This is a genomic window from Paenarthrobacter sp. OM7, assembly GCF_029873575.1.
Taxonomy (GTDB): Bacteria; Actinomycetota; Actinomycetes; order Actinomycetales; family Micrococcaceae; genus Arthrobacter.
Genome location: NZ_CP123579.1, coordinates 1,283,166 through 1,308,822 on the forward strand (window position 1 = coordinate 1,283,166; position 25,657 = coordinate 1,308,822).

Here is a 25,657-nt window from a genome sequence, read left to right on the forward strand (position 1 = left end):
TCATCCTCGCATGGGTGACACTACCGCTTAGGAGGGGTCGCCGTCGTGGTTAGCTAGCAGGAACTTGCGCAGCAGGTTCGCCAGCTGCACCCGCTCGGTCTTGGACAGGCCCTCGAGCATCTTCTGTTGGTTTTCGACGTGATGCTCCACCACATCATCCACCAGGGCGAGTCCCTCTGGCGTGAGGCTGATGAGCAGCTGCCGGCGGTTCTCGGGGTTGGTCTCGCGATGAACCAGGCCGCGCGATACCAGTCGATCTACGCGGTTGGTCATGGCCGCCGAACCGATCATGGTGAGGCTGGCGAGTCGCCCGGGCGTCAACGGCGCCTCGGCCGCGGACCGGCGCAATGTTGCCAGGACGTCGAACTCCCAAGGCTCCAGCCCGAACTGGTTCATGAATTTCTGCAAGTCCAAAGACGCGAGACGACTCGCCCTGTTGAGCCGGCCCAGAACGCCCATGGAGCTGACGTCCACGTCGGGTCGCTCCTTGTTCCACTGCTCAAGAATCATGTCCACTGCGTCGCGGTCCATCGTCCTCCAATGCTTGACCTCAAACAGTACAGCACCTACATTGTCTTACATCAAATAGTTCGACATCGAAATGTATGGAAGTGAAAGATGAGTTCATCTACAGCGGTGGCCAGCAGGGCGGGAGTTGGGGCGTCCAAGGCATCCCCTCGCGACCTCTTCATCACCGCGCTCGCGCCGATGGTCTGGGGTTCCACCTACCTGGTGACCACGGAGTTCCTCCCCGCGGATCGGCCGCTCCTCGCCGCAACCGTGCGGGCGCTGCCAGCGGGTATCGTGCTCATGGTGGTCACCCGAACGTGGCCGCGGGTGAGCTGGTGGTTCAAAGCCGCTGCGCTGGGCGCGCTCAACATTGGGCTGTTCTTCTTCCTCCTGTTTTTCACCGCGTACCAACTGCCGGGTGGGCTCGCGGCACTGGTCATGTCCATTCAGCCCTTGTTCGTGCTCTTCCTCGGCGTGCTTTTGCTGGGGGAGAGGATCCGCAAGGCGCACATCCTTGCCTGCGCAGTAGGAGCTGCGGGTGTCGGCTTGCTCGTCCTGCGATCCGACGCGACGCTGACTCTCGTGGGTGTGCTCGCCGGGATGGCGGCGGCGCTGAGCATGGCGGCCGGCATAGTTCTCACCAAACGCTGGGGACGGCCCGACGGCGTGGGGCTGCTTGGGTTTACCGGCCTGCAGTTGGCGATGGGTGGGGTGATGCTGCTGCCGGTGACGCTGGTGGTTGAAGGGCTGCCGGGGTCGGTTTCGCTGCCTAACCTGGCGGGCTTTGGTTACCTCAGTGTCATCGGCGCGTTGGCTGCCTACGCGGTGTGGTTTCGGGGTATCCAGCGGCTGCCGACGATGGTGGTGTCGTTCCTGGGTTTCTTGAGTCCGCTTGTGGCTACGGTGCTGGGGTTCGTGTTCTTAGGGGAGTCGTTGTCGGCGTGGCAGTTGGTGGGTGCGGTGTTGGTGTTGGGGGCGGTGTTTTTGGTGCAACGGCCCAAATAGCATGACGGACGGGATAGTTTTCTTCGCCGGTATCCGAACGAGACCCGGGACGACTGCCTCATAGGTTGAAGCTGTGTAACCGGTAATGACCACCCCCTTACTGGAGCGTTCACTGTTCGTTCCGACCCTTTTGGACGAATCGACCGGTCTTAGTGAAATCGGGCCTACTTCCTCGTGGCCCGAGGTGCAGTCTCCAGAGCGCATCTTTGAAGGCATCGGACACGCTGAAAGGCGGTCGGAAGAGGTCGCTGATATGCCCCCGGGGGCCTAGGCGGGCAACCGTGGTCTTACTTCGAGAAGGGACGAAGTGGACGTAGCCTTCTGCCCTATGGTTTGTCGTGCGGGGGTGGTTACGGATGCGAGTATGCTGGCGGCTTCTTGCGCTTAGCACCAGCGAGACAGGCGGCCTCCATCGGAGGACTCGGGGGAGCTGTTGGCGGCATAAAACGACACACCGCTGGCTTCCAAGGCCAAAGGTGCCGCTGGGAAATTTTGCCGTCCGGATGGCTTCGCGGCTGGACGGTTGGCAATCCGGGGCCCGGCCTGTTTCTTACGTGACGGCCCTAAGCCCACAGACAGTGCATTCGTGTAAGCTAGGCAGCTCCTCGACAAGCTTCGGTGCTCTCGTTGACAGCGGGCGCAGCGCGATATGTTGAAGTGGAGTCGCCGCAGGACTGCGTCCACGTCCCTCACCCACTCTGATCTACGAGCGCGACGGCGTTGCTGAATTAGGGCACCGGCGCGAATCACGTCTGTTGCCGAGGTCCTGTTGCTACCGGCGAGGTAGCCCTTAGATTCGACTCTTTTACTGATATGGGGTCAAGCAGACTCGCCGTCGACGAAGGTGGCGCATCCTAGGTTGAATGTCTACTAATGTATTGACTTGTGCATTTAGGGTATTGAAGCACGTTCCGAATGGGGAAATACATTGAAGCTACTTCGAAGCAGCGACCACTTGCCATCACGCACCACGCTCCGTGCTGCCTGGAAGAAACTTGAACGATCAGGTCAAGATCCTGTGCAGAAATTGCGTAAGATAGGTACTCATCATGAGCAGATTCTACTTACCTATATCGATGAAGCAAGATCAAATCGAGGGTTAAAGACTGCATCGACGACCGCAAAAGGGGCCACTGACGGTCCTACCGTCGATGACAGTGACTTTGAAATGAAGATCGCAGCCTTCTTCGAAGTGGTCTTGGATTCGGAAGACTTCAAAGACTTTACCATCGAACTGCGAACCGCGGCCAAGGCCTCAAATAAGAGCACCTACAGAGTCGTGTTCCCATCGGCGGCAAGTTGGTTTGCATATAATCAAATAGATTCTCAACTGCGAAGTGAATTGCAAACGACCTTTAGTAATAGGAACACGGTAGCGGATCTCGTTGGCGACTCCACCTATTGGCAGTTCAAGCGCCTACTTGTGCGTGCGGATATAGAAAACTTCTATGAAAGTATTTCGCATAACTCACTTATGGCCCGGATTGAAGCAGATCAGAATATCAGTTCTACATCGATTCGCGCCATTAAATCACTATTAAGGTCATATACTAGGGAAACAAATCGAAACAGCGGTATCCCGCGTGGTGTCTCGATGAGCGCCACGATTGCCGAATATGTCCTTGCCGATTTTGACCAAGCAATCCGCGGTCGGAATGACTGCCTTCTTTATGTACGTTATGTTGATGATATCTATGCAGTCTTTCAATCTGGATCGAGCCCGCAGTCACTCCAGGCCTTCTTTTCCGATGGTTTAGCACCACTGGGACTGCATTTATCCTCAAAACCTTCCAAGCGGAGATTTGACCTCGTGGATATTAGTAAAACTCCAAGCGCTCTCGAGTATCTCGGTTATAAGTTTAAATTTGGGATGAAGCCGGGAGAACCGAACATACTCCTCTCAGCCGAACGACGTAAGCGGCTGGCCTCACGGATTGTCAAGTCCTTTGAGATTTACTCCCATTCATCGAAGAGTGAATGGGAAAAGGCGGTGCTTCTAGACAGGATTAGGTTTCTAACTTCAAATACCAAGCTAACTGGAAATAAGCGTGATGCATATGTCGGTATCCGCTTTTCGCAGAGAGCATTAACAGGGCTCGAAGACATGGATTACTTAGACAAACAGATCAAAACTGAAGCAGATAAACTCAATGATGCAGACCTGGCAAATCGACTAGTCAGGTTCAAATGCAGGGAAGGATTCGAGCATTCCAAGTTCCATACATGGTCTCCCCATCGACTGAAGACCCTTGGGATTGCTTGGCGGGACCAATGATGAAGATGTCTTCTGCCCGACTTGGCGGACTAAGAGCGGTTATCTCGGAGGTCCTTCCATATGAAGTACCCCCTACTTTCACTAACCGTAGGTTCTATCGCTTCGCTCGACGTGTGGGTCTGAAGACAACTGACAAAGGTTGGACTTGCCTCGGCACCCAGGCGGAGAAGGCTCTGCTTAGCATTATGATGCGTGAAAGCAAAGATGTGTCTACCATCGCATACGGTTTTACGGTCAGTCGCGGTGGCCGAGAGTACCGTGAACTCAGCGTGCCACACCCTCGCGCTCAACTGGACACGGCTGAGTTTTATGAGCGATACAAGAGTCAAATCCTATATTTCACAAATCAGAGTGCTTTCTCTATACGTTTTCCCAAAGCGGTTGCTCGCTACACTGTTTTGAGGAAGCAATATTCGAATTATGTTGACATGGCGAACGTTACTTCAGTTGAGGATATCCATACCAGCGATCCTATTTTGCGTTCATTCTTTCGGTACCATAGGTATAGCAATTTATATAAGTTCTATGACTCTCCGGAGTACCTGAGCCTCGAGTCGGAGTACTCTCAGTTAATTCGTTTGGATATTACCCAGTGTTTTAATAGTATCTATACTCATTCAATGGCTTGGGCTACAGTGGGTAAACATCAGGCAAAGTTAGATCGTTCGTCTAAGTCGTTCGGCAACGAGTTTGACCAGTTGATGCAGAGAGCTAATCACGGGCAAACTAATGGGCTCTTGGTGGGTCCCGAATCGTCACGAGTTTTTGCCGAAGTCATTCTTCAGGATGTTGACAAGCGGGTCGAACAGGAGCTAATTGGCATTGGTCTTTTCCGAGGTCGAGACTATGAGATTAGACGTTATGTGGATGATTATTTCGTTTTCACTAATAGCATCGAGGCTGGTACTGCAATCAAGTTACAAATATCTAGTAAATTGCGGAATATCAATCTTAGATTAAATGAAAGCAAGGAATCGGTCTTTTCGACGCCCCATATCACATCTATTTCTATTGCTAAATCTGCGATCGTCAAGGTTCTCGAAAATGGTATACCATCAAGCTTGACATTAGTTCAAGAGCTCCAAACTATCCCCCGCGCATTTGAACCTACGAAAGTCATCTTCGACTACAAGTCTGCGGTCTCGCTGTCGGGCTGTAGGCATGATGACGTCGTGAACTTTTCCCTGGCAGTAGCGGAAAGGAGAGTGGCGGGTCTAGTTAGATCCTTGCGCTCAGCAGCCACTCAAAGTGAAGTAGATGACCAGATCGCTGTTGGTCTCCTACTGGGCGCCGTCGAGATAACACAGTTCCTGTACGGAACCTCGCTGAGAGTTGCGACAACAATCAAGATTTGTCGGATACTGGGCCATGTACTCAATGCAACTGATGAAGTACTACGACGTAAGTCGAGCCGCGTAGTTATAAAGGATGCTATTGCCTCTATTCTGAAAAAGTGCCTAAAACGGCCATCGTCGGTAGGTCAGCCAGGGGTAGAACGTCTCTATCTGCTTACGACACTTCACTCGTTAGGTCGTGCGTGGCTACTGTCCTCGAACGAGCTAGAGGCTGTCCTGCGTGACTCTTTTCGGGCGAACAAGGGACCCGGCGGCACCGAGGTCATGGACTACTTCACTGCTACCTCGCTGCTCCATTATATGGAAGCAAGGCACCGATACGAGGCGCTCCGTCTTAGAGTTGTGAATGCCTGTCTAGCTCAGATCGTGGCGCTTCCTCATAATGCTGCTGAAAGAGCGATGTTATCCGTGGATCTTTTGGCGTGCCCTTACGTCTCGTACGACATCAAAGAGCAGGTAATGAATATTCATGATGTTCCAAACGATTCCACTCTTCGCCATCGTTTGGCAGCCGGTGTGTTTTCGTTCACTCAATGGGCGAGGTTTGACCTCCAAAGTCAATTGGAGTTAAAGCGGAACTCTGAGGCATACTAGTGATGCGTGGCGGCACCCTGGGCGTCGAGTAATTTGGCGCCACACACCAACGCACCCCGAGTTGCCATCCTTGGGTGATTCGTCTCCGCAGTAGTCGCCGAGGCGGAGTACGCGCGGGCCGGCTAATGAGTCGAGGGCACTTGACTCATGTCTGCCGGCCTGTGCGTGAACCCCTACCGCGGAGTGGACCCTTTTACTTAAGGGCGCAGTAGCCGGGTTTCGGGCGCCTGCGTTAGCCTCTCCCGCCACAGGGCCAAATGCCCCTGTGGTGTCGGCCTTCGGGGATCCTGCCGAGCTCCTTCACATCGATGGTTCATCTCCAGGGCTTCGAATACTCATAGCTACGGGCGCGTTCCTAGCGGAATCTGATCCCGTGGAACGGTCCGTATCCCACGACTCGATGCTCCGTCCGCACAGCGGTGCGGTAAGCCCAGCTCAGAGGTCGGCGGGGACGTTCTAGGATGCTGGAGCCTCGCCACGGAGGCATTGAATTGTTCAGCCGCGCGCGGCGACGGCAAGTGGCCAACCACCACCCACCGGGCCAATTTCAGGCGGCCAGCGGGGGGCAAGGATCGCGTTAGAGTGCGACACGGGGACCGTTTGAATGCGTCTTTGTTCTCGCCCAAGCTCCACACAACATCCGGAAATCCTCTTACCCCTTCACATCCATCCCTTGGCACCGATCTGCCGGGCCAACACATCAAGTTGGCGTCGGGCTGTGCTTTCACAGACACATTTACTGCGTCGAAAAGGTCCCGCGAGGCGAAAACGTCAGATTTCGCACCAAAGCGGTGAGTTGTAGTTTTAGGGCTGTTGGCTATCGTGTCAAAACTGTGAAGCCAGTATCTCAGTACTCGAAGGTCCTGACTCGGCCATACACGGAGGATGTCCTACGGTGACGTCGTCTGTTATGCAATAGTGATGTCATAATTTCTGCCGACGATCGAGATGCTTGGCTATTGTTGTCGGTTGGCGACAACCGCGCCTTCTAGAGCAACGACGGATACGGGGATGAACCTGAAAGTCCCTACAGGTGGGACAGTACGGTCCCCAATCACGCAAGGCTCCAACCTGGTCAGCGTATTGTTTTGTGGGACAAGAAGTCGAGTCTGGGTATGTCCGCCATTGCATCCATCGATCGTCAAACTGCTATGAAGACTGTTTACAGCTGCCCGTTGTGTGGGAAAGCTCACATAAACTCTCGAAAGAATAAGCAGCCTCGCTATAAGTGCTTCGCATGTCAAGCTACTTCCAAATGGCGGCATCAAAGACCATTGAAATCACGGAGTACACATCGCATCACAGTGACGCCTATGTAGATATGGGCGGGTTAATTCCCGGAAGCATCCTCAGAAGCCTTTGCGAGAGTCCAAGTCGCAACTGAGTCTCCGACCGCTTAGGTGGGAAGAATTCAGGGCGGTAGTGTCCGCCTACGATGGTCCGGAAATTTTGACAGTAGTCGAAGCTGCTTCTGACATGGCTGCCGGCGGTCACCGCACAGCAAATGTAAGGGTGCGAATTGGTCAGTCTGCATTTCGGAAGACGCTTCTTGATGCTACAGGTCCCGTTTGCATTTTCACCGGTCAATGCCCACCGGCGGCCTTAGAGGCGGCACATCTGTACAGCTTCGCCAAGCTAGGAGTGCACCACGAACACGGCGGCTTCCTCATGCGGCGGGACTTGCACCGACTTTTCGATCTCGGGCTTCTGGCCGTTCATCCGGAGACCCTCAAAGTGGATGTGAGCCCTACGTTGGCTAATTACCCGGCATACAGGGTGCTGGCGGGGCGCTCCCTGAATGGCCAGGTAAGAGGCGTCCAAGTTGACTGGTTACGAGAGCACTGGCGGGAGCACAGACAACCAACGACTGGCGACGTGTAGCTCCTTGACGCTACAGCCTCAACCGCCGGCTTTCATTGTAACGAAATCTCGCATATTCCAGGCAAGGACTCGACAGACGTGGACCGGATGGGCTTGGGGCTATGTACTATCAGATTACTGACAAGACCGTCAGCGGACGTGTTGCGAATTCAAGGGGGATGGCCAATGGTGCCCACAAATGTTGAGTCTCTGGGCGGAGAGCTGGACGAGCACCAAACCGCCGTGCGGGAAGTGGCGGACCATCTGGAGGGTTTGGTCCGTGGCGGCAAGAGCATAGCCGCGGCTGTCTTGGCCCTCTCCAATGGCTTCTTCAAAGTCGAGGATTCGCTCTTGAATGCGGGTCGTGCGGAATATGAACGACGACGCAAAATCATCCAAGAATGGGACGACCTAGATGGCACTGACGTCCTGCACAGTGGGGGTGAGGGCGGATGGTACGGGGGGCCCAAGGAAGGCGATTTCTTTTGGCCACCACTTCGCAATCGATTGAAGTCAGAGCTCCCCGAGGCGTTCGAGGACGTCGACAGGTCTTCATCCCGCGTAGTCGACTTGGGGGAGCGCCCGGGCGAGGAGACCATCGACACTCGTGGTCTCGTGCTGGGATATGTGCAAAGTGGCAAGACGACCAACTTCATGTCCGTAATTGCCAAGGCCGCGGACGTGGGGTATCGCCTGATCATTGTTTTATCCGGAATCACAGATAACCTCCGGCAACAGACGCAAGAACGGCTGTACGACTATCTCGTCGATCCATGCCAGACGAGGGTGCATCTTCTGACTACTCAGGAGCAGGATTTTTCGGAGATCACGCCGTCCGAGGCGCTGTTCAGCCAAGACGAGCTCAGGCTCCTCGCCATTGTCAAGAAAAATCCAGCCCGGCTGAGGCGACTGAATGCCTGGATTAAGAAGGCATCTGTAACCACTCTGGCAAACTGTCCGATTCTGGTAATCGATGATGAAGCAGATCAGGCTTCAATCGATGTCGGAAGCAATCGCCAGTCGACAATTAACAATCTTATCCAAGAGCTCCTGTCGCACCCAAAATCTGCCTATATCGCGTACACCGCTACGCCGTTTGCTAACTTGTTGATCGATCCACTCGACGAATCTGGCCTATACCCCAGAAATTTCGTGGTCACTTTGCCTCGATCCGATGATTACTTTGGTCCTGAGCGAATCTTTGGCACGCTGGAAGCCGAAGAAGGAGTGGATCCGGATGACGGTCTCGACGTTGTTCGTGAAGTCCCCATAGAAGATGCCGCCATTGTTAAACCTCCAACAAACAAGGACCAACTGGAACAATGGACCGCGGCAGTTCCCCCCTCTCTTCGGCGTGCAATCCTCTGGTTCGCTCTCGCCACTACGGCGCGGAGGCTTCGCTCTAAAGAGATCCGCCATTCCTCCATGCTTGTGCACACCTCAATGAGGGCCGTTGCCCACCAAGCCACAAAAACAGCTGTCGAGGCCGAGCTAGTCGGCCTGCGTAAGAGCGTTGCTTCGCAGGACCCTGCGGTCTTGGCCGAACTCCACGAATTGTGGGTTTCGGAGACGCAGCGTGTAGGCGCCGAAGCATTCAACAACGCGCCAATTTCCGCCGACGAGGTCATGGCGGAACTCCTGAAGACGCTCGATTCTACGCGCGTTCTTATGGACAATTACTTGTCCGGTGATCGATTGAAATACACTAAAGACCAGCCTGAGACGGTGATTGTCGTGGGCGGTAATACCCTTTCGAGGGGTTTGACTCTCGAAGGGTTGATTTCGAGCTATTTCGTTCGAGCCGCTTCCGCCTACGACACTTTGCTCCAAATGGGTCGGTGGTTCGGTTACCGAAAGGGTTATGAGGACCTGGTTCGAGTCTGGATGACCACCGAGCTTCGCGAATGGTTCGTTGCGCTCGCAACGGTCGAGGCCGAGATTCGGGAAGAGATTGATACGTACGCCAAAGAAGGATTGAAGCCCTCTCAACTGCCCGTGCGGATTAGATCGCATCCCCAGATGACAATTACCGCAGCGGCCAAGATGCGGAGTGCGATCAAAGTTAATGTGAGTTACTCGGGCACGAAAGTCCAGACCATCCTTTTCAATGATGAAGACAAGACTTGGCTTGATGCAAATATTCAGGCGACAACCGCGCTGGTTGTAGCTGCCCGTGCTTCAGGACACAATGAAGATGAGTTGCCGAGCAAGAGTACGCGAGGGTTTTCTGGCATACCTAATGACCTGATCCTCAAATTCTTGACCGAGTATAAAGTTCACGAGGATGCACGAACCATTCAGACCGACACGGTTTGCGAATATATACGCGCCCAGGCGGATAAAGGAGCTTTGGACTCTTGGAACGTTGTATTTGTGGAGCGACAGAATGCGCCTGTATCCGACCTGAGCCTAGGTCTTAGCGCGCCCTTAAAGCTTCTGCAGCGCCGGAAAATGGTCGTCAGCAGTAAGAACGGCGTGGCAAATCTCAAAGCCATCTCCTCGCGTTGGGACCGGTTTGCCGATCTGGATTACACTAAGAAATCAATCGTCGACTCTCACGGGTTGTCCAGCGAAGCTCAGGTACGCGACTACCATTTGCGAGACCTTAGGAGGAAACGGGGATTAGACAAGGTCGGCCTCTTGGCTATTTATGCCATTAACAAAGACTCGAACCTCATTAAAGAGTCCGACTCTCAGGTAGAGGCTGTCGCAGACCATAGCGATCCCACTACGCCAAAATCCGAACGTGTCCCGCTGAATGCGGCGAATCACTTGATCGGTATATCACTGATGTTTCCGGAGGCGCGCGACTTGTCGGATACGGTCGATTATTATAGCGCTCGGGTAGACCCTGATGATGTGGAAGATGTGGAAGCTGAACTGGCTGCGGCTGACGACTTCGACGAAAAGCACGCGATCCAAGAAGAGGCAGCCGCGAAATGATGGGTGCCAAGGAATCCTCTAATACCATTTTTTCATTCCTTCAAGGGCAAGCGCCTGCACCGCGCAAGTTGACCGTCAGGAACACGGACGTTCTAACAGAACATGGGCCTGTCGTTCATGCCATAGATGGCAATGGGCATCCAACCCTCTTGGTCCCTGTTGCTTCCCAACCGGGAAACAGCATCGATTGGCAGAATAAGCTCGTCACGTTCGGTTACCGGACCATAACCGTCGCAGGCAAGCAGCAAGCGTTCCTGGCACTGCAGTGCCTTGCGGAACGTGTTCGATCACAGTTTGGCCTTCTGGCCGACGACATCCTGGACGCAGTGGCGGCGGACCCTGGCAAGGCCGACCTGCGCACGAGACAAACGGTCGACCGTTGGAAGGAACTGCTGCGAGATGACAAGGCGCGCCTTCTGGGTCAATCGCAACTTTCCGGGCTCTTCGGAGAGCTGCTTTTCTTGGAACAGCTCGCATTTCACCACGGTTCTTGGGCGCTGAGATCGTGGACCGGTCCGCATGGCAACAGGCACGACTTTGAATTCGAAAACGCTTCCTTCGAGGTGAAAACCACTGTGAGCAACAACAATATGATTGTTGGCTTCCACGGGGCGCGCCAACTCGAGACCACGGACGGTCTGCCGTTATATGTTGCCGCATTTCAGCTAGAGCGCACGCCTCAAGGCGATTCAATCCCAACTGTTCTTGAACGCCTATACGATGCGGGTTTCGACCGATTAGACACGATGAGGCTGCTTGAGAAAGTCGGCTATTTCGAAGCGGACTCCGGTCACTACGCCGCGTACCGTTTCTTGGCCCTATCCTCTAAGACCTTGGCCGTGGACAGCGATTTTCCTCGAATAACTCATGAAACAATGCCGGTGCCCGGAATGCTCGACGGGATCTCCGCGCTTCAGTACTCCGTCGATTTGGGTCCGCTAGCTGCTGTCGACATTCCGCTGGAAGAACTGAAGGAGGCTTCGTCTCTGTGAACGGTACATTCCGACTGTTCCGACACCCATGGGAGCCTACGGGTAGCGGAGACGCTAAGTCGATCCAGAAGGCGATGGGCAAGACAAGCTTGGACCTGTGGAGCGTGCTGCTGCGGGAGTCACTGCAGAACAGCTGGGATGCACGGCTAGGCAGCCACATCGAGTTTCATGTCGCAGATACTCTGCTCTCTGAAGAGCAGACGGGCGTCTTGATTCACGATTTGTTCTGCGAACTCCCGCCTCAAGGTGCCTGTCGTCAAATTCCTCAGAAAGCGAGCAGCGGACGTCTGCGGGTTCTAACAATCTCCGACTACGGAACGACAGGTTTGGGGGGCCCAGTTCGAGCAAACATCGAACCCGCCGAGGGCGAACGCGCGGACTTCGCAGATTTTGTGCGTAACTTCGGTCGAGACGATGGCAAAGGACTCAGGGGTGGCACCTATGGCTATGGCAAGGGCGTGCTCTACCAGGCCAGCAGCGTAGGTGTTTGCTTGGTATATTCGCAGGCGGTTGTTGGTGGAACTATCGAGAACCGCTTGATAGGTGTCTCCGGTGGAGACGGAGGCTACGTCCATGACGGCTTTAAGTACACGGGTCGGAATTGGTGGGGTGCGATTTCTTCTGATGGGATCGTAGATCCCCTGACAGGGGATACGGCTCGGCTGACAGCCCAATCAGTAGGCATGCCGGTTCCCGGAAGCGATCAGACCGGCACAAGCATCATGGTGCTGGCTCCTCAGCATTTCCAAGGCGAAGGTGAAAACGTCCTTTTATCGGATCGAATTCTGGCCATTCGAGCGGCTGCCGTTAAGTGGGCGTGGCCCCATGCAGTGGACACTGGGGGCGGTCCTAACATTCGTTTTGTCTTCGGCCTAGACGGTGAGCAGCTGCCGGAGATTGATCCTCTTCAGGAACCGCTCGTTAGACACTTTGCACTGGCTTACGCGGACAGCGAGCGATTCGCGGCGACGAAGAAGCCCCCAATATCTTCTCAAACAAAGCTCGAAACAATTATGTCACAGAAACCCATTCGTCGTCTTGGAATCTTGGCAATGCGACAGGCGATCAACCACATAGCTGACGATCGAAGCTTAGAGAATTCTGTGGCTCTAATGCGAGCTCCCAGGATAATTGTCAAGTATTTGGATGTCGCTGCTCCAGCCGACGACTACTCCGTCTACTCGGTCTTTCTGGCCGACGAGGGGGTTGATGAGGACTTCGCTTCCTCTGAGCCTGTCACACATGACGACTGGATCGTAAAGGATGCGATAACCCGCGGGAGCTTTAATTTTGTTCGCATCGCGCTAAACAGGATTGACGGAACCTTCAAGCGGATGCACGGTTCGTCAGGTCCCGCTACCGTAGCTCAGAAAGCGGCCGGTGCGACTCGGATTGCCACGACACTGGGAGGCCTGATCGGAGGCATTAGCGGGCACGGATCGAGTTCGCAACCGGAAAAGGCGCCAAGCGGAGGTGGAGCGTCTAGGTCAGGGGGGCGTCGCGCATCTGCGAAGCTGACGGCACCACCCCGCCTCATGATCATTGATGGATCACCCCATGTAGGCTTCCCTTACTCGGTTACTGGCGGCAAAGTGGGCGAGTCATTTGCGCTCAGCGTTCGCGGCCACGTGGTGACAATGACCGGCGCCATCGAAGTCGACGCTCCTCTGGGCGACGATGGACCTCAATTCGTTGGATGGCAGGTGGACGGTAGGATCGTGCGGACGCAGTCGATAAAGGTGGATGTTCCGTCCGGACTCGACTACTTAGCCATATTCACCCAGCCGAAAAACACGGCCGTGTCTTCGACCGTGGCCTTGGAGTTGGTTGGGGAATGAGAAAGATTAGCTTGGGCCACCTCGTTGTGGAGGACGGGATCATCGGACCGCCCGAGTGGGAGTACGCGGTAAACGGTCAGGCTGCCAACTTAACGGGAGGCATGCTCCCAGACTGGAATTACTTTTCCGATCTCGATGTTTCCTGCAACATGACCTTGAATCTCCCGAACCTTCGTCGAGAGTTGCATGTGGCTGACGACCTTGTGCTCGCATGGGTCCTAATCGCTCGCTCGACTTCGTCTCCCGTCATCACGGCCAGCGCCCCACTCCCGGTCACGAGTGGAGCCCAGGAAGTGGCCATAACCGTACCCGCTTCTACATTGGGTGGTGTGCTCACCCTCGAACTCGAAATGGGCGTCCTTTCGTCATCGAAGGAGGAGCCGGGGGACTTCGCTCCGTCTCAGGTCGGCCACACCGTTTACCGCACGGTCTCAAAGATCGTCCTTGAGGGGGACGGCGGCCAGTTGCCCATACTCCCTGTCTCCTTCAAGGACCACGGGATTACGAATCCGAGCTCCTCGCTCTGGTGGCTCCGAGTATTGTCTCAAGACCTTCATGATCCGGCAGCTGCCTCGCTGTGGATGTGGATCAATACTGACAACCCTCAGCTACAGCCGCTTATCGATCACGTCGATTCTGATGCGGGAGACTTGTGGATGCAGATCCTAAAAATGGACTTTATTCGCCAACTACTGCGTGAGGCGCTGAGTCACGCAGAATTGGACGAATCGCGCGATTATCCTGAAGGGTCACTCGGAGCATTGCTGCTGGGAGTTGTAAAACTGGTGGGATCGTCGCTGAAAGAAGTTAGAAGCAAGTACGGCGACGATCCCGGCAGAGTTGAGGCCGATCTCCAGGGCGTCGTAAATGGGAGCGGAAGTTGAACGCGACGCCAGTTTGCTTTCCGAGGCTACCGTTGGCTCAGGCGGCCGCCTTCTGGAACGAGTTGCGAGTCCAGTCCTTTGAGGAAATAGGCCAGTTGGCGTCCTCGGTCACAACTGCGGGTGCGGAGTTCTATCCTGTAGCCACAGCACGATGCACGGATGGCGATTTAGCGGAACTGCGCGCCGCGGTAATTGCAGAAGCCCGGCGACACGGTTTCCCAGATATGGCTCAGGCTAGGCAAAAAACTGAATTTGACCAAGCAGTTTCTAAGATTATTTACGAGCGGATGAATATTTTACCGGCTGACGCTGCGAGTGTGGACGTGTGGAACTTCATTAACGTTCGTCTCCTGCCGGACGTTGCCATATGGCGATACGGTCACAGATCTGGAGACGGCGCTCGTTGGGACGTGACGGAAGCCAGGCTTTTTGCTATGACGCGCACAATTTTTGGGCGACTTTGGTGGAGAGCGTTTCTGCTCGGCCCCGACATAGCAATCCGACTCAAGGAGGACGAATCGGTTCAGCTAACAGAACGTCCCCTAATCTGTGGATATGCGCCATTGGCACGAGCCATAGCTAACAGACATCTTTCGACGTTTTCCACTGGTAAGCGAATGATGCTCCTGCGTGATGCCATGAAGAGGTTCACCCGTCGACTTGTGGTCGTCAGCGTGTTCCTCATGTCGGAAGATCAGATTGCTGATCTGGTGGAGGACGTCTTCCTAGAAAGCGAACAAGCGTTGAAGGCCGCTGAGTCTAAAATATAGCCGCTATCCGCTTGCCAATTTGGCTTGCTAAGAGCGGTGGGACTGCATTACCCACTTGCGTGAACTGCTGCGTTCGGTTTCCCAAGAAAATGTAATCGTCTGGAAAAGTCTGCAGGCGCGCGGCTTCCCGGACTGTAAGACTGCGCATTTGCGTGGCGTCGGGATGGATGAAGTAGTGCCCATCCTTGGCGATGTGGGAAACCACGGTGGATGACGGAGAGCCGGCTACTTGGACCCGGAACCTATCTTCAAAAGGTACGATGGCGGCCTCGATGTTCGCATGGAGTGGCCAGAGACTGCGAGGAAGTTCCCGCACTTTCGGGCTGGTCAGGCGCTGTTCCGCCAGCGCGCTAAGTGCTCCGTAACGGAGGAGATCCGGAATCATGTGGCCTCGGGCTTCGTGATTCCATGTGGGGAGATCGGACGCTTCCGATCGGATGAATTCGTGATACCGCCTAGCACTTTCGGTTATCAGGCCATCCAAGGTCTTCGGCTTGTCCCTCGAGGCGTACGGCAGTGAATTCATGCCACGGGAATCGATCTGTGCGCTCGGAACATACTTCTTGACGGTACGACGGACGTCATACCAGGCTTCGGTGTCATCGGCTTTGAAGCGTGAAATTCTAGATCGGAGTGCCGGGAGATTGCCAATAGCATCTGCAACCGATACTGGGCCAGACGCCTCAAGGACCTGGGGTCGCCCGAGCCCACTGTCCCTACTGACGCCGACGATTATCAGCCGGTGCCGTTTCTGAGGAACACCGTAGTCTTCGGACCGTATGAGGAAATCACCGGCGCCCAACGCGCCACCCTCATGATCCACGACCATGGAGAACAAGTCATACTGAACTCCGTCAATGGGCGCCTGCAGATCTGTCCGAATCAGATCGAACATGTTCTGGCCTCGATTGACCGAGGACAACAGACCCTTGACGTTTTCCATCACGAAGACCGTGGGCCGGTGCGTTCTGATGATATGGAGATACTCGCGGTATAAGAAGTGCTTGTGATCGTCCTGAAATGACGTGTCATTTGTGCGTCTTGACCGTCCGGCTAACGAGTAGGCTTGGCACGGCGGTCCGCCAATAAGGACCCATCGATCCCTTTCGGCGCCCAAGGCCTTTCGAATGATGGCGTCAGAGTCAGCCCTGCTTTCCTCAGACAGGACAAACTCGTGTACTTCTTCTACTGCTTCTTTGTATGCGACCTGAAACTCTACATCGGCATGCAGAGCTTCAATAGAAAGATCACCAGCGAGAAAACCTCGCAAGGCATCGTTGGATGCAGCACCACCTCGGCGTAGTGCACGTACGGCGCTTCTGAATCGGAGCGTCTGGACGGCTGATTTTTCCATCTCGATCGATGCCACCGTTCGAAAGACGCTACGGCCTTGACCGTCCAGTACAGAGGAAAAGCCCTCGTTCAGGCCGCCTGGTCCTGCAAATACATCGACTACGGGTATCAAGTGCGTCTCCTCTGGTGCTGCTGACTCTCAAAGTTACCAGGTCCCAGCGACTTTAAAGTGCAAGGTCTGCCATCGCACGTCCGCGGATCCCGCAAGGCCCGGTCAGGGCTGCTGACGGCAGCCCTACGCGCATCCACAGCCCGCAAGCCAGCGCTGTGCGGTGCTCGTGTCGGCACCGCACGGGTGCCCAATTAGAAGTTGACGCACGCGGCTGCCGGTCTCGCGAAGGACAACGAGCAGTTCCACGAAATATTGTGGGCAGGTTTCGACGCGAAGGCCGGTGGCAGGATAGAGCACGAATTCGCGTTTCTTTGTCGATGAAGCTTGCGGCAAGAAGTTCAAGCCTTGGTAATAGGCGCGGCCCGCCGCAGTTCGAAAGTGGTGCGAAGCTCGAGGGGCGATCTCATTCGGACCCGAAGTCTATGGGTTAGTCACCGAGGCGATTTTCGAAGCTTCCGTCTTCGGATGCTTCAAAGCGAGCTGAGGCTGAGTGCCGCGTCGGCCGAGTTGGTGGAGGTTAGTGCTGTGACCGCCGTGGGTGCAAGAGGGTACGGGGTGGGAAAGAAGCGCGCTCCGGATACCGGGGATGAGGGCATTGACCTCGAACTCCGGCCGCGTTTGCCGGTTACAAGCATCAAGTAGTTGAGGTCCCGGACGCGGTATTGACGGAGCGCCTCAGCCGTGGCGGGTCGGCCTGCCGAAACTCACCTGATGGTGACCGTCCTCTACTTGACCACTTCGCCGTTAACGACCTGAGGCTCATCCGGCCGGTGGTCCGGCTTGGTCAACTCCAGGCTGGCCAAGTGCTTCTGCAAGCGATTAGACATCGGTAGGAAGGTACTCAAGGTGAGGCCGCCAGACAACAGCGCACCGACGACGGGGATGGCCTTCGCAACCCCGCTGGCGAAAAGCTTCTTGGTCATGCTGACTCCGAGGTAACCGGCGACCTTCTTCACAATTGGGTATATGACTCCCTGAGTGAGGGCCTTCTGCGGCAGCTTTTTGGCGACGTTAGCAGCGACCATCGCAGCGACCTTGGTAACTCCACTCTGAGCGATTTGAACGCCGAACATGACGCCGATGAAGAGGACCAACATGCTTTCCGTGGCCTCGTCGACTTCTTCGCCTTCGCCGGCGAAGAGGTCCGGCCAGCTGTAGATATAAGCGAGCTTTTGGGAAATCCGTAGCATATGGCCGAGGTACTGGATCAGGTCAGCCGGAACTGTGCCTATCATCGCAAGCCCCCCAGGGATGCCTGATAGAGCTGACAAGCCGGTGACCTTGCTCGTCTCATATTTGATGGAGGTGTTCGCTGCCTCAGTTAAGACCTTGTGGGGAATTCCAGCGGCAGCAGGACTCTCAGCGATTGCCTTCTCAATCTGCTCTTCGGTGCAATGGCGCTTCAGCGCCGTCCGGAGATATGTGCCTCTGTTGATTCGAACCCCCGGCAATTTGGCCGCAGCGTCCAGAACCTGCGTGAAATTTATGCCGAGGTTTTCCACCTCTTGTGTTTCGGTCATTCGTAGATCGTAGCGAGAATTTTCCGCCACGGTTGCTTTTGCGAAGAAGTTCGGACATCCGGTAGATGAGGTCGTGGCCGCGGTATCGGCGGGGCGCTTCGGGGACGATGAAGATGGCGTGGTGGATGTCGCGGCCGGCGGCTCCATCAGGCCCAGATCGGAAGAGGATTCCCGTCACATATTGACTGTGACCCGCCTCACGGTCACAATAAATGAACGTTATTCATTTCTTCTCACCTTCACATGGCCAGCGGCCCACCAAGCACCCATGAACCACCTCCAGCACTTCAGGATTTCGGTGACCCCGGAGATCCGGTCGCCGCTACGAAGTTCTGCACCGTCGCAGCTTCCAAGCACACACCAGCATGACCATCAAGGATTCCCAATGACCCCCACGTTTGAAACTGATACACCGGCAGGCGAGAAGCCTGTGGGGCCGGCCTCCGCCCAAGCACCTTCCCAAGGTTGGCGCCGAGTCCTCGGCGTTCCATCCCTGGTCCTGCTGGGATTGGTCTACATGGTGCCGCTGACGATCTTCAGCACCTACGGCATCGTCGTTGAACTTACGGGCGGGCGGCTCTCGGCTGCCTACGCCGTGACCCTGGTGGTCATGCTGTTCACGGCCCGCTCGTATGGCCGCATGTCGCAGGCATTCCCATTCGGTGGATCCGCATACACCTATGCAACACGATCCTTCGGGCCGGGCCTTGGCTTCATGGCCGGTTGGTCGCTCCTGCTGGACTATCTACTGCTGCCGATGATCAACTACCTGCTGATCGGCATCTACATGGAAGCCGCCTTCCCTGCTATTCCGGCCTGGGCATTCATGATCGTCTCGATTGTGGCTGTGACGGTGCTGAACATCCTTGGCATTACTGCGATTGCGAAGGCCAACTTTGTGGTGGTGGGACTCCAAGCGCTCTTCATTGTGTTGTTCGTCGCCCTAGGGCTTTCCTCAATCACGGGAATCGGCAACGTTGACCTGCTGGCGCCCTTCACCGGGGCCGAAGGTGCCGAAGGCCTTTCGCCTGTCTTTGCTGGTTCCGCCATCCTCTGCCTCTCCTACTTGGGGTTCGACGCCGTCTCAACCTTCGCGGAGGAAACAAAGGACCCGAAGCGCAATCTGCCCCGCGCCATCATGATCACCACCATTCTGGCCGGCATGATCTTCCTGGGGCTCGCGTACATCAGCCACCTGGTTCTCCCGGTCAGCACCTTCAACGACGTGGACTCGGCGGCCATCGAGGTCATTGGCGCAGCCGGCGGCGAGCTGCTCGTGGCCTTCTTCACGGCCGCCTACATTGCCGGCAGTCTCGGGTCAGCGTTGACCTCACAGGCCTCGGTCTCACGGATCATTCACTCCATGGGCCGCAGCGGAGTGTTCCCTGCAGCGTTGGGGCGGCTGCACGCCCGCTTCAGCACGCCGGTGCTGCCCATCCTGCTGACCTCCACCGTGTCGCTACTGGCGTTCGTGTTGGACCTGCTGACGATTTCCTCGCTGATCAGCTTCGGTGCCCTGGTCGCGTTCTCCGTGGTCAACCTGGCAGTCATCAAGCACTACTACTTCGACCAAAAGGCCCGCGGAGCTCGCGGCGTGATCCACAACCTTGTGCTTCCGGGCATTGGGTTTGTGCTGACGATCTGGCTGTGGACCAGCCTGAGTGGCTTGTCGTTCACCTTCGGGTTGATTTGGGCAGGCCTGGGGTTGGCCTACCTGGCATTCCTGACACGAGGGTTCCGGAAACCTGCGCCGCAGCTGGATCTGAAGGAGGTGTAGGTTTCCTGAGCGGAAGCTCAGAGGATCTTCGCCGGCCGGCTGCATTCCTCCTGCAGCCACTCTGGGACCGGAGACGTTAGGCTTCTTGGACGACATCGTAGGGGGAACGATTCTGAAATGACTACTGCACGTAAGCTCCGCATCTTGAACATTGCATCCACAGTCCTGTTGATGACCGTCGTGATTCTGCAGTCCACCCAACTGATCAGCATGTTCTGGGGCATGGCGCTCCTGGTACTCATCGGGGTCCCGACGACAGTCGTTTGGGTGATCCTTGAGCGGCGCCAGGGCGCCGAGAAGATGAGGGGCGAGGCGTAGCTCGACTTCTTCTTCCGGTGTCCGGTGTCCGGATTTTGCCGGCGGCGTTCGCGCAAGGTGCTGTCGCCGTCGTCGTACTTCTCCGGTCACCATTGCCTGGCGGCCCCTCCTGTGGAACCCTCAACTTGATCCTGTCGCCGGGGTGACGACGGGCAGCAGGGAAGGATCCCGCCATGGGACTGATTCACATTGACCTCTTCACGACGCTCGACGGAGTCGCGCAGGCGCCCGGCGGGCCCGAAGAGGACCCTGCTGACGGCTTCGTGTTCGGCGGCTGGCAGGCGCCGCTTATCGACGAGGTTGTTGGCGATCAGATCGATTCCGGAATGGTGGGAATGGACGCATTGCTACTGGGGCGGCGGACTTATGACATCTTCGCCTCGTACTGGCCTCACCAGGATGGCAAGATCGCGGAGCTGTTCAATCGCCTTCCGAAGTATGTGGCTTCGCGCCAGTCGCAGGAGCTTGAGTGGGAGGGATCAGCTCTGCTCGGCACTGACACGGTGGCGTCCCTTCGGGAGCTACGCGAGAAGCACCAGAACGTCCACGTCATCGGCAGCCTCGACTTCGTCCAGACTCTTTTCTCTGAGCGCCTGTTCGACCAACTCAACCTGTGGGTCTATCCGATCCTCCTCGGCCGCGGGAAGAAGGTGTTCGCAGACGGAGTGGTGCCGACGAACCTCAGGCTTATCGAGCCCGTGGTTGCTTCACCGAACGGTGCGGTGATGCAACGCTACGCCTTGGTTGAGGGGACGCCCGCGGTGGGAAGCATGGCGGACATCGATCAGGCAGAGCAAACACGAAAGTAGCGGCAAGGTGCGATTCGTGAGTTGCATCCTCACCGGCCGCGCCTTTCGCCCACCAGAACCGCCCCGACATACGAAGCACGTCGTCGCTCCAGGCGCCTCAATAGCCCAGGACTCGGGATGCGGGCGCCCTTCCGCCGATTGCATTGACTGCAGGCGGCAACGAAGTTTCGGAGCGAAGTCGCTCCACCTTTAGACCATGGATAGAAATGATCTCCATGTTCGGCAGCTTGGGTGCAACGCTTCCCGTAACGTGACTCCAGCTCACATCGCCCCTTTGCTCGAGTCATCCCCTCGCGTCGCTGGTACCGCGTAAACCGGCGCTGCGGATCACGCCTGCGTAGGTCGCCCCTCCGCAAGACGAAAGCTGCAACTAGCAACATCACAATAAATGCTGCTGGCGCTCCGATCGCAACCCAGAGGCCTCCAAATACTTCTCGGATGAATGCCCCGATTGTGCCCGCGCCGATCTCGCCAATGCGCGGGGAAGTAAAGAACAGGTAAACAGCCCCAAACAACCATGCCGCGGAGAGCGCGAAGAGCATGCGAAGGCATTGGCGCGTCCAATAGATACGCCGCAATTCAAATCGAAATGACTGGCCCACTGTCATGACGTGACGTTAGCAGGAACGTAGTTCACCATCAGCGGCACGGGGTACAGCCGTGCCGCGTCCACGCCCGTATGGATCGGTACAGCGATCAGCTCTGCATAGCGTCTGAGGGGGTCACCACTGCATAGCGTCTGAGGGGGTCACCACTGCGTCGCGGAAGATGAACGCGTCCCGATCCTCGCCGTCGCACGGCATGCCGGGGAGGTCCAGTGCAAGGTTCGGGGTGTTCATGTAGAAGCTGTCCCAGCGGTCCTGGAAGACGCCGCCGAGGTGGTCGCGTTGTCCCAGGAGCTGATGCTCGACACCGAATTGCGTGAGCCAGTAGCTCGCCGTGAGGCTGGCTTGGCCTGCGCCGATGATGACCGCATCCGGAGTCGGTCCGTGGGGGTGGAGTTTGCGCTTGGGGGCTGTTGTGCCTGTTTCTGCTCGTCAGCGGCCTATTGGACAACTTCTGGGCGACGGCGTGCCTTATAGCGACCGCTGCACCGTCAATTGCCAGTTGGGTGCTCAAAGACAGGCTCAATGGCGCCACCAACGGTGACGAGCCGCGGCGCGGTAGCGAGCTGCCTGCCCGGGCTCATCGGCAGCAGCCGAGCGGGACTCCACTGCCCTGTAAACGGTGGATATTGAAGGCCCGGTTTCGGGCCTGCAGGAAACATCCAATGGATAAATATTTCCCAGCACTAGCTATCTGCTCAGAACTCTGTAGACTTGACGGTGTTGTTGTGTTTGGCATTTGGTAGTTCAGGCAGTCCCCACGGTCCCTCTGGATCGTGACCTTCTGAAGTAACGGTGGAGAACACCCCACACCGGAGACCCGAAAGTCGGGAGCATCTCCACCTTCAGTAAGGACTGAAAAAAATGGCTACAGGTACCGTAAAATGGTTCAACTCCGAAAAGGGCTTCGGCTTCATCTCTCCTGAAGATGGCAGCCAGGACGTTTTCGCTCACTACTCTGCGATCAACTCCTCGGGCTACCGCTCCCTCGAAGAGAACCAGAAGGTTTCCTTCGACGTCGAGCAGGGCCCCAAGGGTCCCCAGGCAGTAAACATCCAGGCTATCTAGTCTTCGGACAACAAAGAAGCAGGGCCGGTCATTGACCGGCCCTGCTTTTGTTTGCCCTCATGCAGGTGATCCCGGCCTTGCAGCAGCGCCGGGTGCGTCCCACGGGGGGTGTAGCAAGCCCATGCTAAAACAGGCTGAGACTCGCTTGCGCGTCCGAAGGGAACATACTTACTAATCTAGTAAATCTCGATTCGAACACATATCCACATAGCGAATTACACCCATGTAACTCTCGCTCAGCCCTCCGTAGCGTGGGAGGTAATCCACCCACAGAGCTGAGGGAGCATCCCATGGATCACCTGATTTCCGAACAGCCCCACCACCTAGACGAGTCCCGCCACCACCTAGATTTGCCCAAATCACCACCTAGATGGACCCAAATTGGCCTGTGCAAGGCCTTTTTGCCACCTAGTCCCGTTTTCTCGATCTAGCCTGCGAAGTGAGCCGCATGTCGGGCATCCACAGAAACAGAAGGTTGGGTCGAGTGTTCGATTCTGAGGTTCAGCGAATCCTCGACTTTGTCGCACGCGGAATCGGAGTGCGGGTCGTCGGTGCTCCGGGGAGCGGCAAAACGTCCGTGGTCCGCAGTGTGATGAGCAATCTGGAAAAGACCGGAGTAGCCGTTCACTTCATCACCGGACTGCGCACGCACCGCATCCTTCCCTTCGCGGCCATCAAAGGACTCGGGCTGGACTTGCGGCCCGGCCGCAGCGGTGTCTTCGACATCGCGGACGTGCTAACCAGCCAACTTGCCACCAACGGGAAGCACCTGCTTGTCGTCGACGACCTTCACCTCGTTGACAGCGAATCACTGGCGGTCCTGGAGGCGGTTCGGCGCCGATCCACTTGTCCTATGGTTGCCACGGCCCCCGAAACCTGGGCATTCTCCAAAGGCCAGCTGGCCATCCTCAACAACGGCCGCGAGGCACACCTGCAGCTGGACCCGCTCCACTACGAGCAGGTTCACATGCTGATCGCACAAGTCCTCGGTGCCCCAGCGGACGCAGACACCACAGCCCGGATCCTCACCAAGTCCGCCGGCAACCCGCGCCTCATCGTGCGGATTGCCGAGACCGCTTCCCTGAGCAACCTCTTGGTCATGAAGGACAAGCAGTGGGGCATGACCACCAACACCCTCTGGAACGAGCACCTGCGGGGGACACTTGAGTCGCTCCTGGCAGAGCTCAGCGCCGATGAGTTCACAGCGCTGCACACCATGGCAATCCTCGGCACCGCTCGTGTGGACGTCCTGCAGAAGGTCATCGAGCCCGACGCCCTGGAAGGTCTCGAACGCAGGGGATTCCTCTCCGTCATGGACGATCACCACAACGGCTCCATCGCCGCCATCAGCCCACCCGTCATCGCTGACTACTTCCGCGGCAACAAGAACCTTAGGGACCGGAAACTGCTGCGACGAAAGATCGCCGGCGTTCTGGAGGCCGCGCCGCGCGCGGAACAGGAAAACCAAACAACGGCAGACTGCCTCGTCCGGGTTTTGGCTACGCTGCGTCTGGAAAAGGGCGACGGCGACGCCGTCACCGCCCGCCACTTCCACGACCACAGTTCCGATCGTGAACGTATCCGTTTCGAGCGATGGGAAGCCAACAAGTCCGCCGCCAACGCTGCGGCCCTGCTTCGGATCTACTGGGGTGCTCCCGTCGATGTCCAGCGGGCAGCCCGCGTCTGCAGTGAAACAACAACGTCCGAGGCCGACCCCAAGGACGTCCTGTTTGTCACCATTACCCGCGCAATGCTCGCGGTCCACACCGGGCAAGGCCCAGGTGCCGCCGTCGACATCCTCCAAAAGTTCGCAGACGACAACCCGGACCATGCCGCGGAAGCCGCCCACGCGATCACCTTCCTGAGTGCCTCCCACGGAAGGGTCCCTGTGGACACACCCACAAGCGTGCTCGAAAGCAAGCCGTCAGGGATGGGCAGCTTGGTCCACGGGCTGTTGGAGCTCTACCGCTTCAGGCCAGCGGCGGCCTACGACGCCGTCGACGGCCAGAACGATGACGACACCTTCTCCCACCTTCGTCCGTTCATCCGCGGGTTCGCGCTGTTCGCCGCCGGCCGGACCGAGGAGTCCCTCGTCTTCGCCCTGGACTGGCGGGCCGAAGCACGCAAGAACCTGGACCAGTTCGGGGTGGTCACCAGCAGCTACGTCGCTGCCCACGGGCTGCTGTATCGCGGGCACTTTGAGGAAGCGGAGTACCTCATGAGCAGTGTCTTCGCCATGGGCCGGCCAGGCTTCGTGGTGGACGCCCTCTACGACGCGATGCTGCGCCTGGCGGGGCTCCGCCACGCAACCACCGCCACACCACCGGCCCTCTCGATTGCCGCGCAGGCGCGGACAGAAGTACCCGACGTCGGCCCTTTGCCGGGCATTGGAAAGGGAGCCTACGAACTGATTGCCCACGACAGCGCACAACCCTCGACGTTCGACCGCAAAGCCGCCAAGCTCGTCAGGCGCCAGCTGAAGAGCGGCTACGTGCTGGAAGCCATGATGACGGCGCTCCTCTGCACGTGTCTGAACCCGGGACGTCCGGTTCTGGACCTGCTGCAGAAGATCCTGCGGGACAGTGGCGTCACGGTTCACGATCAACTCATCGGCATTGCTACCGCCGTGGTTGAAGGGGACCACCAGCTCCTTGGTCTGCTGCTGAAGCACTACGAACCGGACATCGACACCTACCAGGTGGGGATGCTTCTCCGGGGTGCACTCAAGAGGCACGTCATCGAGGGGGATACTGCCGCAGCCGACGCCATGGCCCAGGCCTCGTCCATGTTCGCGGTCCGGTTCCCGTCAGCCAACGAGCAACTCTCCTTCAACTCGTTCAGGACCACGCCACTGACTGAACGTGAGATCGAGGTTGCCGTGCTGGCAGGCCATCGCACCAACGTGGAGATTGCCGAGCACTTGGGCATCAGTGCCAGGACAGTGGAAAACCACATCTCCAATGCGCTGCGCAAGACAGGCGCAACGTCCCGCAACGGACTCTTCATGCTCGTCGGGAATTCACTTCCACCGCGAGGAGCCGGGATAAGCTGAAACCAATTCTCCCAACG

17 protein-coding genes and 1 pseudogene are annotated in these 25,657 nt (G+C 56.8%); 13 read left to right on the forward strand and 5 right to left on the reverse strand.

Annotated features, from left to right (window positions below):
• Positions 1 to 27: 27 nt before the first annotated feature.
• Positions 28 to 531: a MarR family transcriptional regulator gene (locus tag QEH68_RS05975; protein WP_280627288.1), complete on the reverse strand. Its 504-nt coding sequence runs from the start codon at positions 529 to 531 to the stop codon at positions 28 to 30.
• Between the two features lie 87 nt (positions 532 to 618).
• Here QEH68_RS05975 and QEH68_RS05980 point away from each other — a divergent pair, with 87 nt between their 5' ends.
• The 8 genes from QEH68_RS05980 (at position 619) to QEH68_RS06015 (ending at position 15,026) form a co-directional block, all read left to right on the forward strand.
• Positions 619 to 1,515, forward strand: coding sequence for an EamA family transporter (locus QEH68_RS05980; protein WP_280627291.1), 897 nt, complete (start codon positions 619 to 621; stop codon positions 1,513 to 1,515).
• Positions 1,516 to 2,470: 955 nt separating this feature from the next.
• Positions 2,471 to 3,790: an antiviral reverse transcriptase Drt3a gene (gene drt3a, locus QEH68_RS05985; RefSeq protein ID WP_280627293.1), complete on the forward strand. Its 1,320-nt coding sequence runs from the start codon at positions 2,471 to 2,473 to the stop codon at positions 3,788 to 3,790.
• Between the two features lie 5 nt (positions 3,791 to 3,795).
• The gene (gene drt3b / locus QEH68_RS05990; RefSeq protein ID WP_348537388.1) at positions 3,796 to 5,739 is read left to right on the forward strand and encodes an antiviral reverse transcriptase Drt3b; all 1,944 of its coding nucleotides are present in this window, start codon (positions 3,796 to 3,798) and stop codon (positions 5,737 to 5,739) included.
• Between the two features lie 2,046 nt (positions 5,740 to 7,785).
• Positions 7,786 to 10,542, forward strand: coding sequence for a Z1 domain-containing protein (locus QEH68_RS05995; RefSeq protein ID WP_280627295.1), 2,757 nt, complete (start codon positions 7,786 to 7,788; stop codon positions 10,540 to 10,542).
• The gene (locus QEH68_RS06000; protein WP_280627296.1) at positions 10,539 to 11,534 is read left to right on the forward strand and encodes a PD-(D/E)XK motif protein; all 996 of its coding nucleotides are present in this window, start codon (positions 10,539 to 10,541) and stop codon (positions 11,532 to 11,534) included. Before QEH68_RS05995 ends, QEH68_RS06000 begins: the two co-directional genes overlap by 4 nt.
• A gap of 74 nt (positions 11,535 to 11,608) precedes the next feature.
• Positions 11,609 to 13,372 carry a hypothetical protein gene (locus QEH68_RS06005; protein WP_280627298.1) on the forward strand — a complete coding sequence of 588 codons (1,764 nt, stop codon included), beginning with the start codon at positions 11,609 to 11,611 and terminating at the stop codon, positions 13,370 to 13,372.
• On the forward strand, positions 13,369 to 14,256 hold the full coding sequence (locus tag QEH68_RS06010; protein WP_280627300.1) for a hypothetical protein: 888 nt from the start codon (positions 13,369 to 13,371) through the stop codon (positions 14,254 to 14,256). The genes QEH68_RS06005 and QEH68_RS06010 overlap by 4 nt, the downstream gene beginning before the upstream one ends.
• 32 nt (positions 14,257 to 14,288) lie before the next feature.
• On the forward strand, positions 14,289 to 15,026 hold the full coding sequence (locus QEH68_RS06015; protein ID WP_280627302.1) for a hypothetical protein: 738 nt from the start codon (positions 14,289 to 14,291) through the stop codon (positions 15,024 to 15,026).
• Here QEH68_RS06015 and QEH68_RS06020 read toward each other — a convergent pair.
• Complete coding sequence (locus QEH68_RS06020; RefSeq protein ID WP_280627304.1) at positions 15,016 to 16,491, reverse strand: DNA cytosine methyltransferase; 1,476 nt, start codon at positions 16,489 to 16,491, stop codon at positions 15,016 to 15,018. The two genes, QEH68_RS06015 and QEH68_RS06020, sit on opposite strands and share 11 nt — an antisense overlap.
• A 725-nt stretch (positions 16,492 to 17,216) precedes the next feature.
• Positions 17,217 to 18,011: a hypothetical protein gene (locus QEH68_RS06025; protein ID WP_280627306.1), complete on the reverse strand. Its 795-nt coding sequence runs from the start codon at positions 18,009 to 18,011 to the stop codon at positions 17,217 to 17,219.
• Positions 18,012 to 18,396: 385 nt separating this feature from the next.
• Here QEH68_RS06025 and QEH68_RS06030 point away from each other — a divergent pair, with 385 nt between their 5' ends.
• The 3 genes from QEH68_RS06030 to QEH68_RS06040 all read left to right on the forward strand — a co-directional run bounded on the left by QEH68_RS06030 (position 18,397) and on the right by QEH68_RS06040 (position 20,915).
• Positions 18,397 to 19,788, forward strand: coding sequence for an APC family permease (locus QEH68_RS06030; protein ID WP_280627308.1), 1,392 nt, complete (start codon positions 18,397 to 18,399; stop codon positions 19,786 to 19,788).
• Positions 19,789 to 19,905: 117 nt separating this feature from the next.
• On the forward strand, positions 19,906 to 20,106 hold the full coding sequence (locus tag QEH68_RS06035; protein ID WP_280627310.1) for a hypothetical protein: 201 nt from the start codon (positions 19,906 to 19,908) through the stop codon (positions 20,104 to 20,106).
• Positions 20,107 to 20,279: 173 nt separating this feature from the next.
• Positions 20,280 to 20,915 carry a dihydrofolate reductase family protein gene (locus QEH68_RS06040; RefSeq protein WP_280627312.1) on the forward strand — a complete coding sequence of 212 codons (636 nt, stop codon included), beginning with the start codon at positions 20,280 to 20,282 and terminating at the stop codon, positions 20,913 to 20,915.
• 29 nt (positions 20,916 to 20,944) lie between these two features.
• Here QEH68_RS06040 and QEH68_RS06045 read toward each other — a convergent pair whose 3' ends face one another.
• Complete coding sequence (locus QEH68_RS06045; RefSeq protein ID WP_280627314.1) at positions 20,945 to 21,523, reverse strand: HNH endonuclease signature motif containing protein; 579 nt, start codon at positions 21,521 to 21,523, stop codon at positions 20,945 to 20,947.
• A gap of 301 nt (positions 21,524 to 21,824) precedes the next feature.
• Positions 21,825 to 21,883: pseudogene (locus QEH68_RS22520) on the reverse strand (hypothetical protein); the annotation flags it as partial.
• Positions 21,884 to 22,384: 501 nt separating this feature from the next.
• Between QEH68_RS22520 and QEH68_RS06050 the strand changes: the two are divergent.
• A complete protein-coding gene (locus QEH68_RS06050; RefSeq protein ID WP_011773907.1) occupies positions 22,385 to 22,588 on the forward strand; it encodes a cold-shock protein in 204 nt (67 codons plus the stop codon).
• A gap of 484 nt (positions 22,589 to 23,072) precedes the next feature.
• On the forward strand, positions 23,073 to 25,640 hold the full coding sequence (locus QEH68_RS06055; protein WP_280627339.1) for a LuxR family transcriptional regulator: 2,568 nt from the start codon (positions 23,073 to 23,075) through the stop codon (positions 25,638 to 25,640).
• Positions 25,641 to 25,657: the final 17 nt, after the last annotated feature.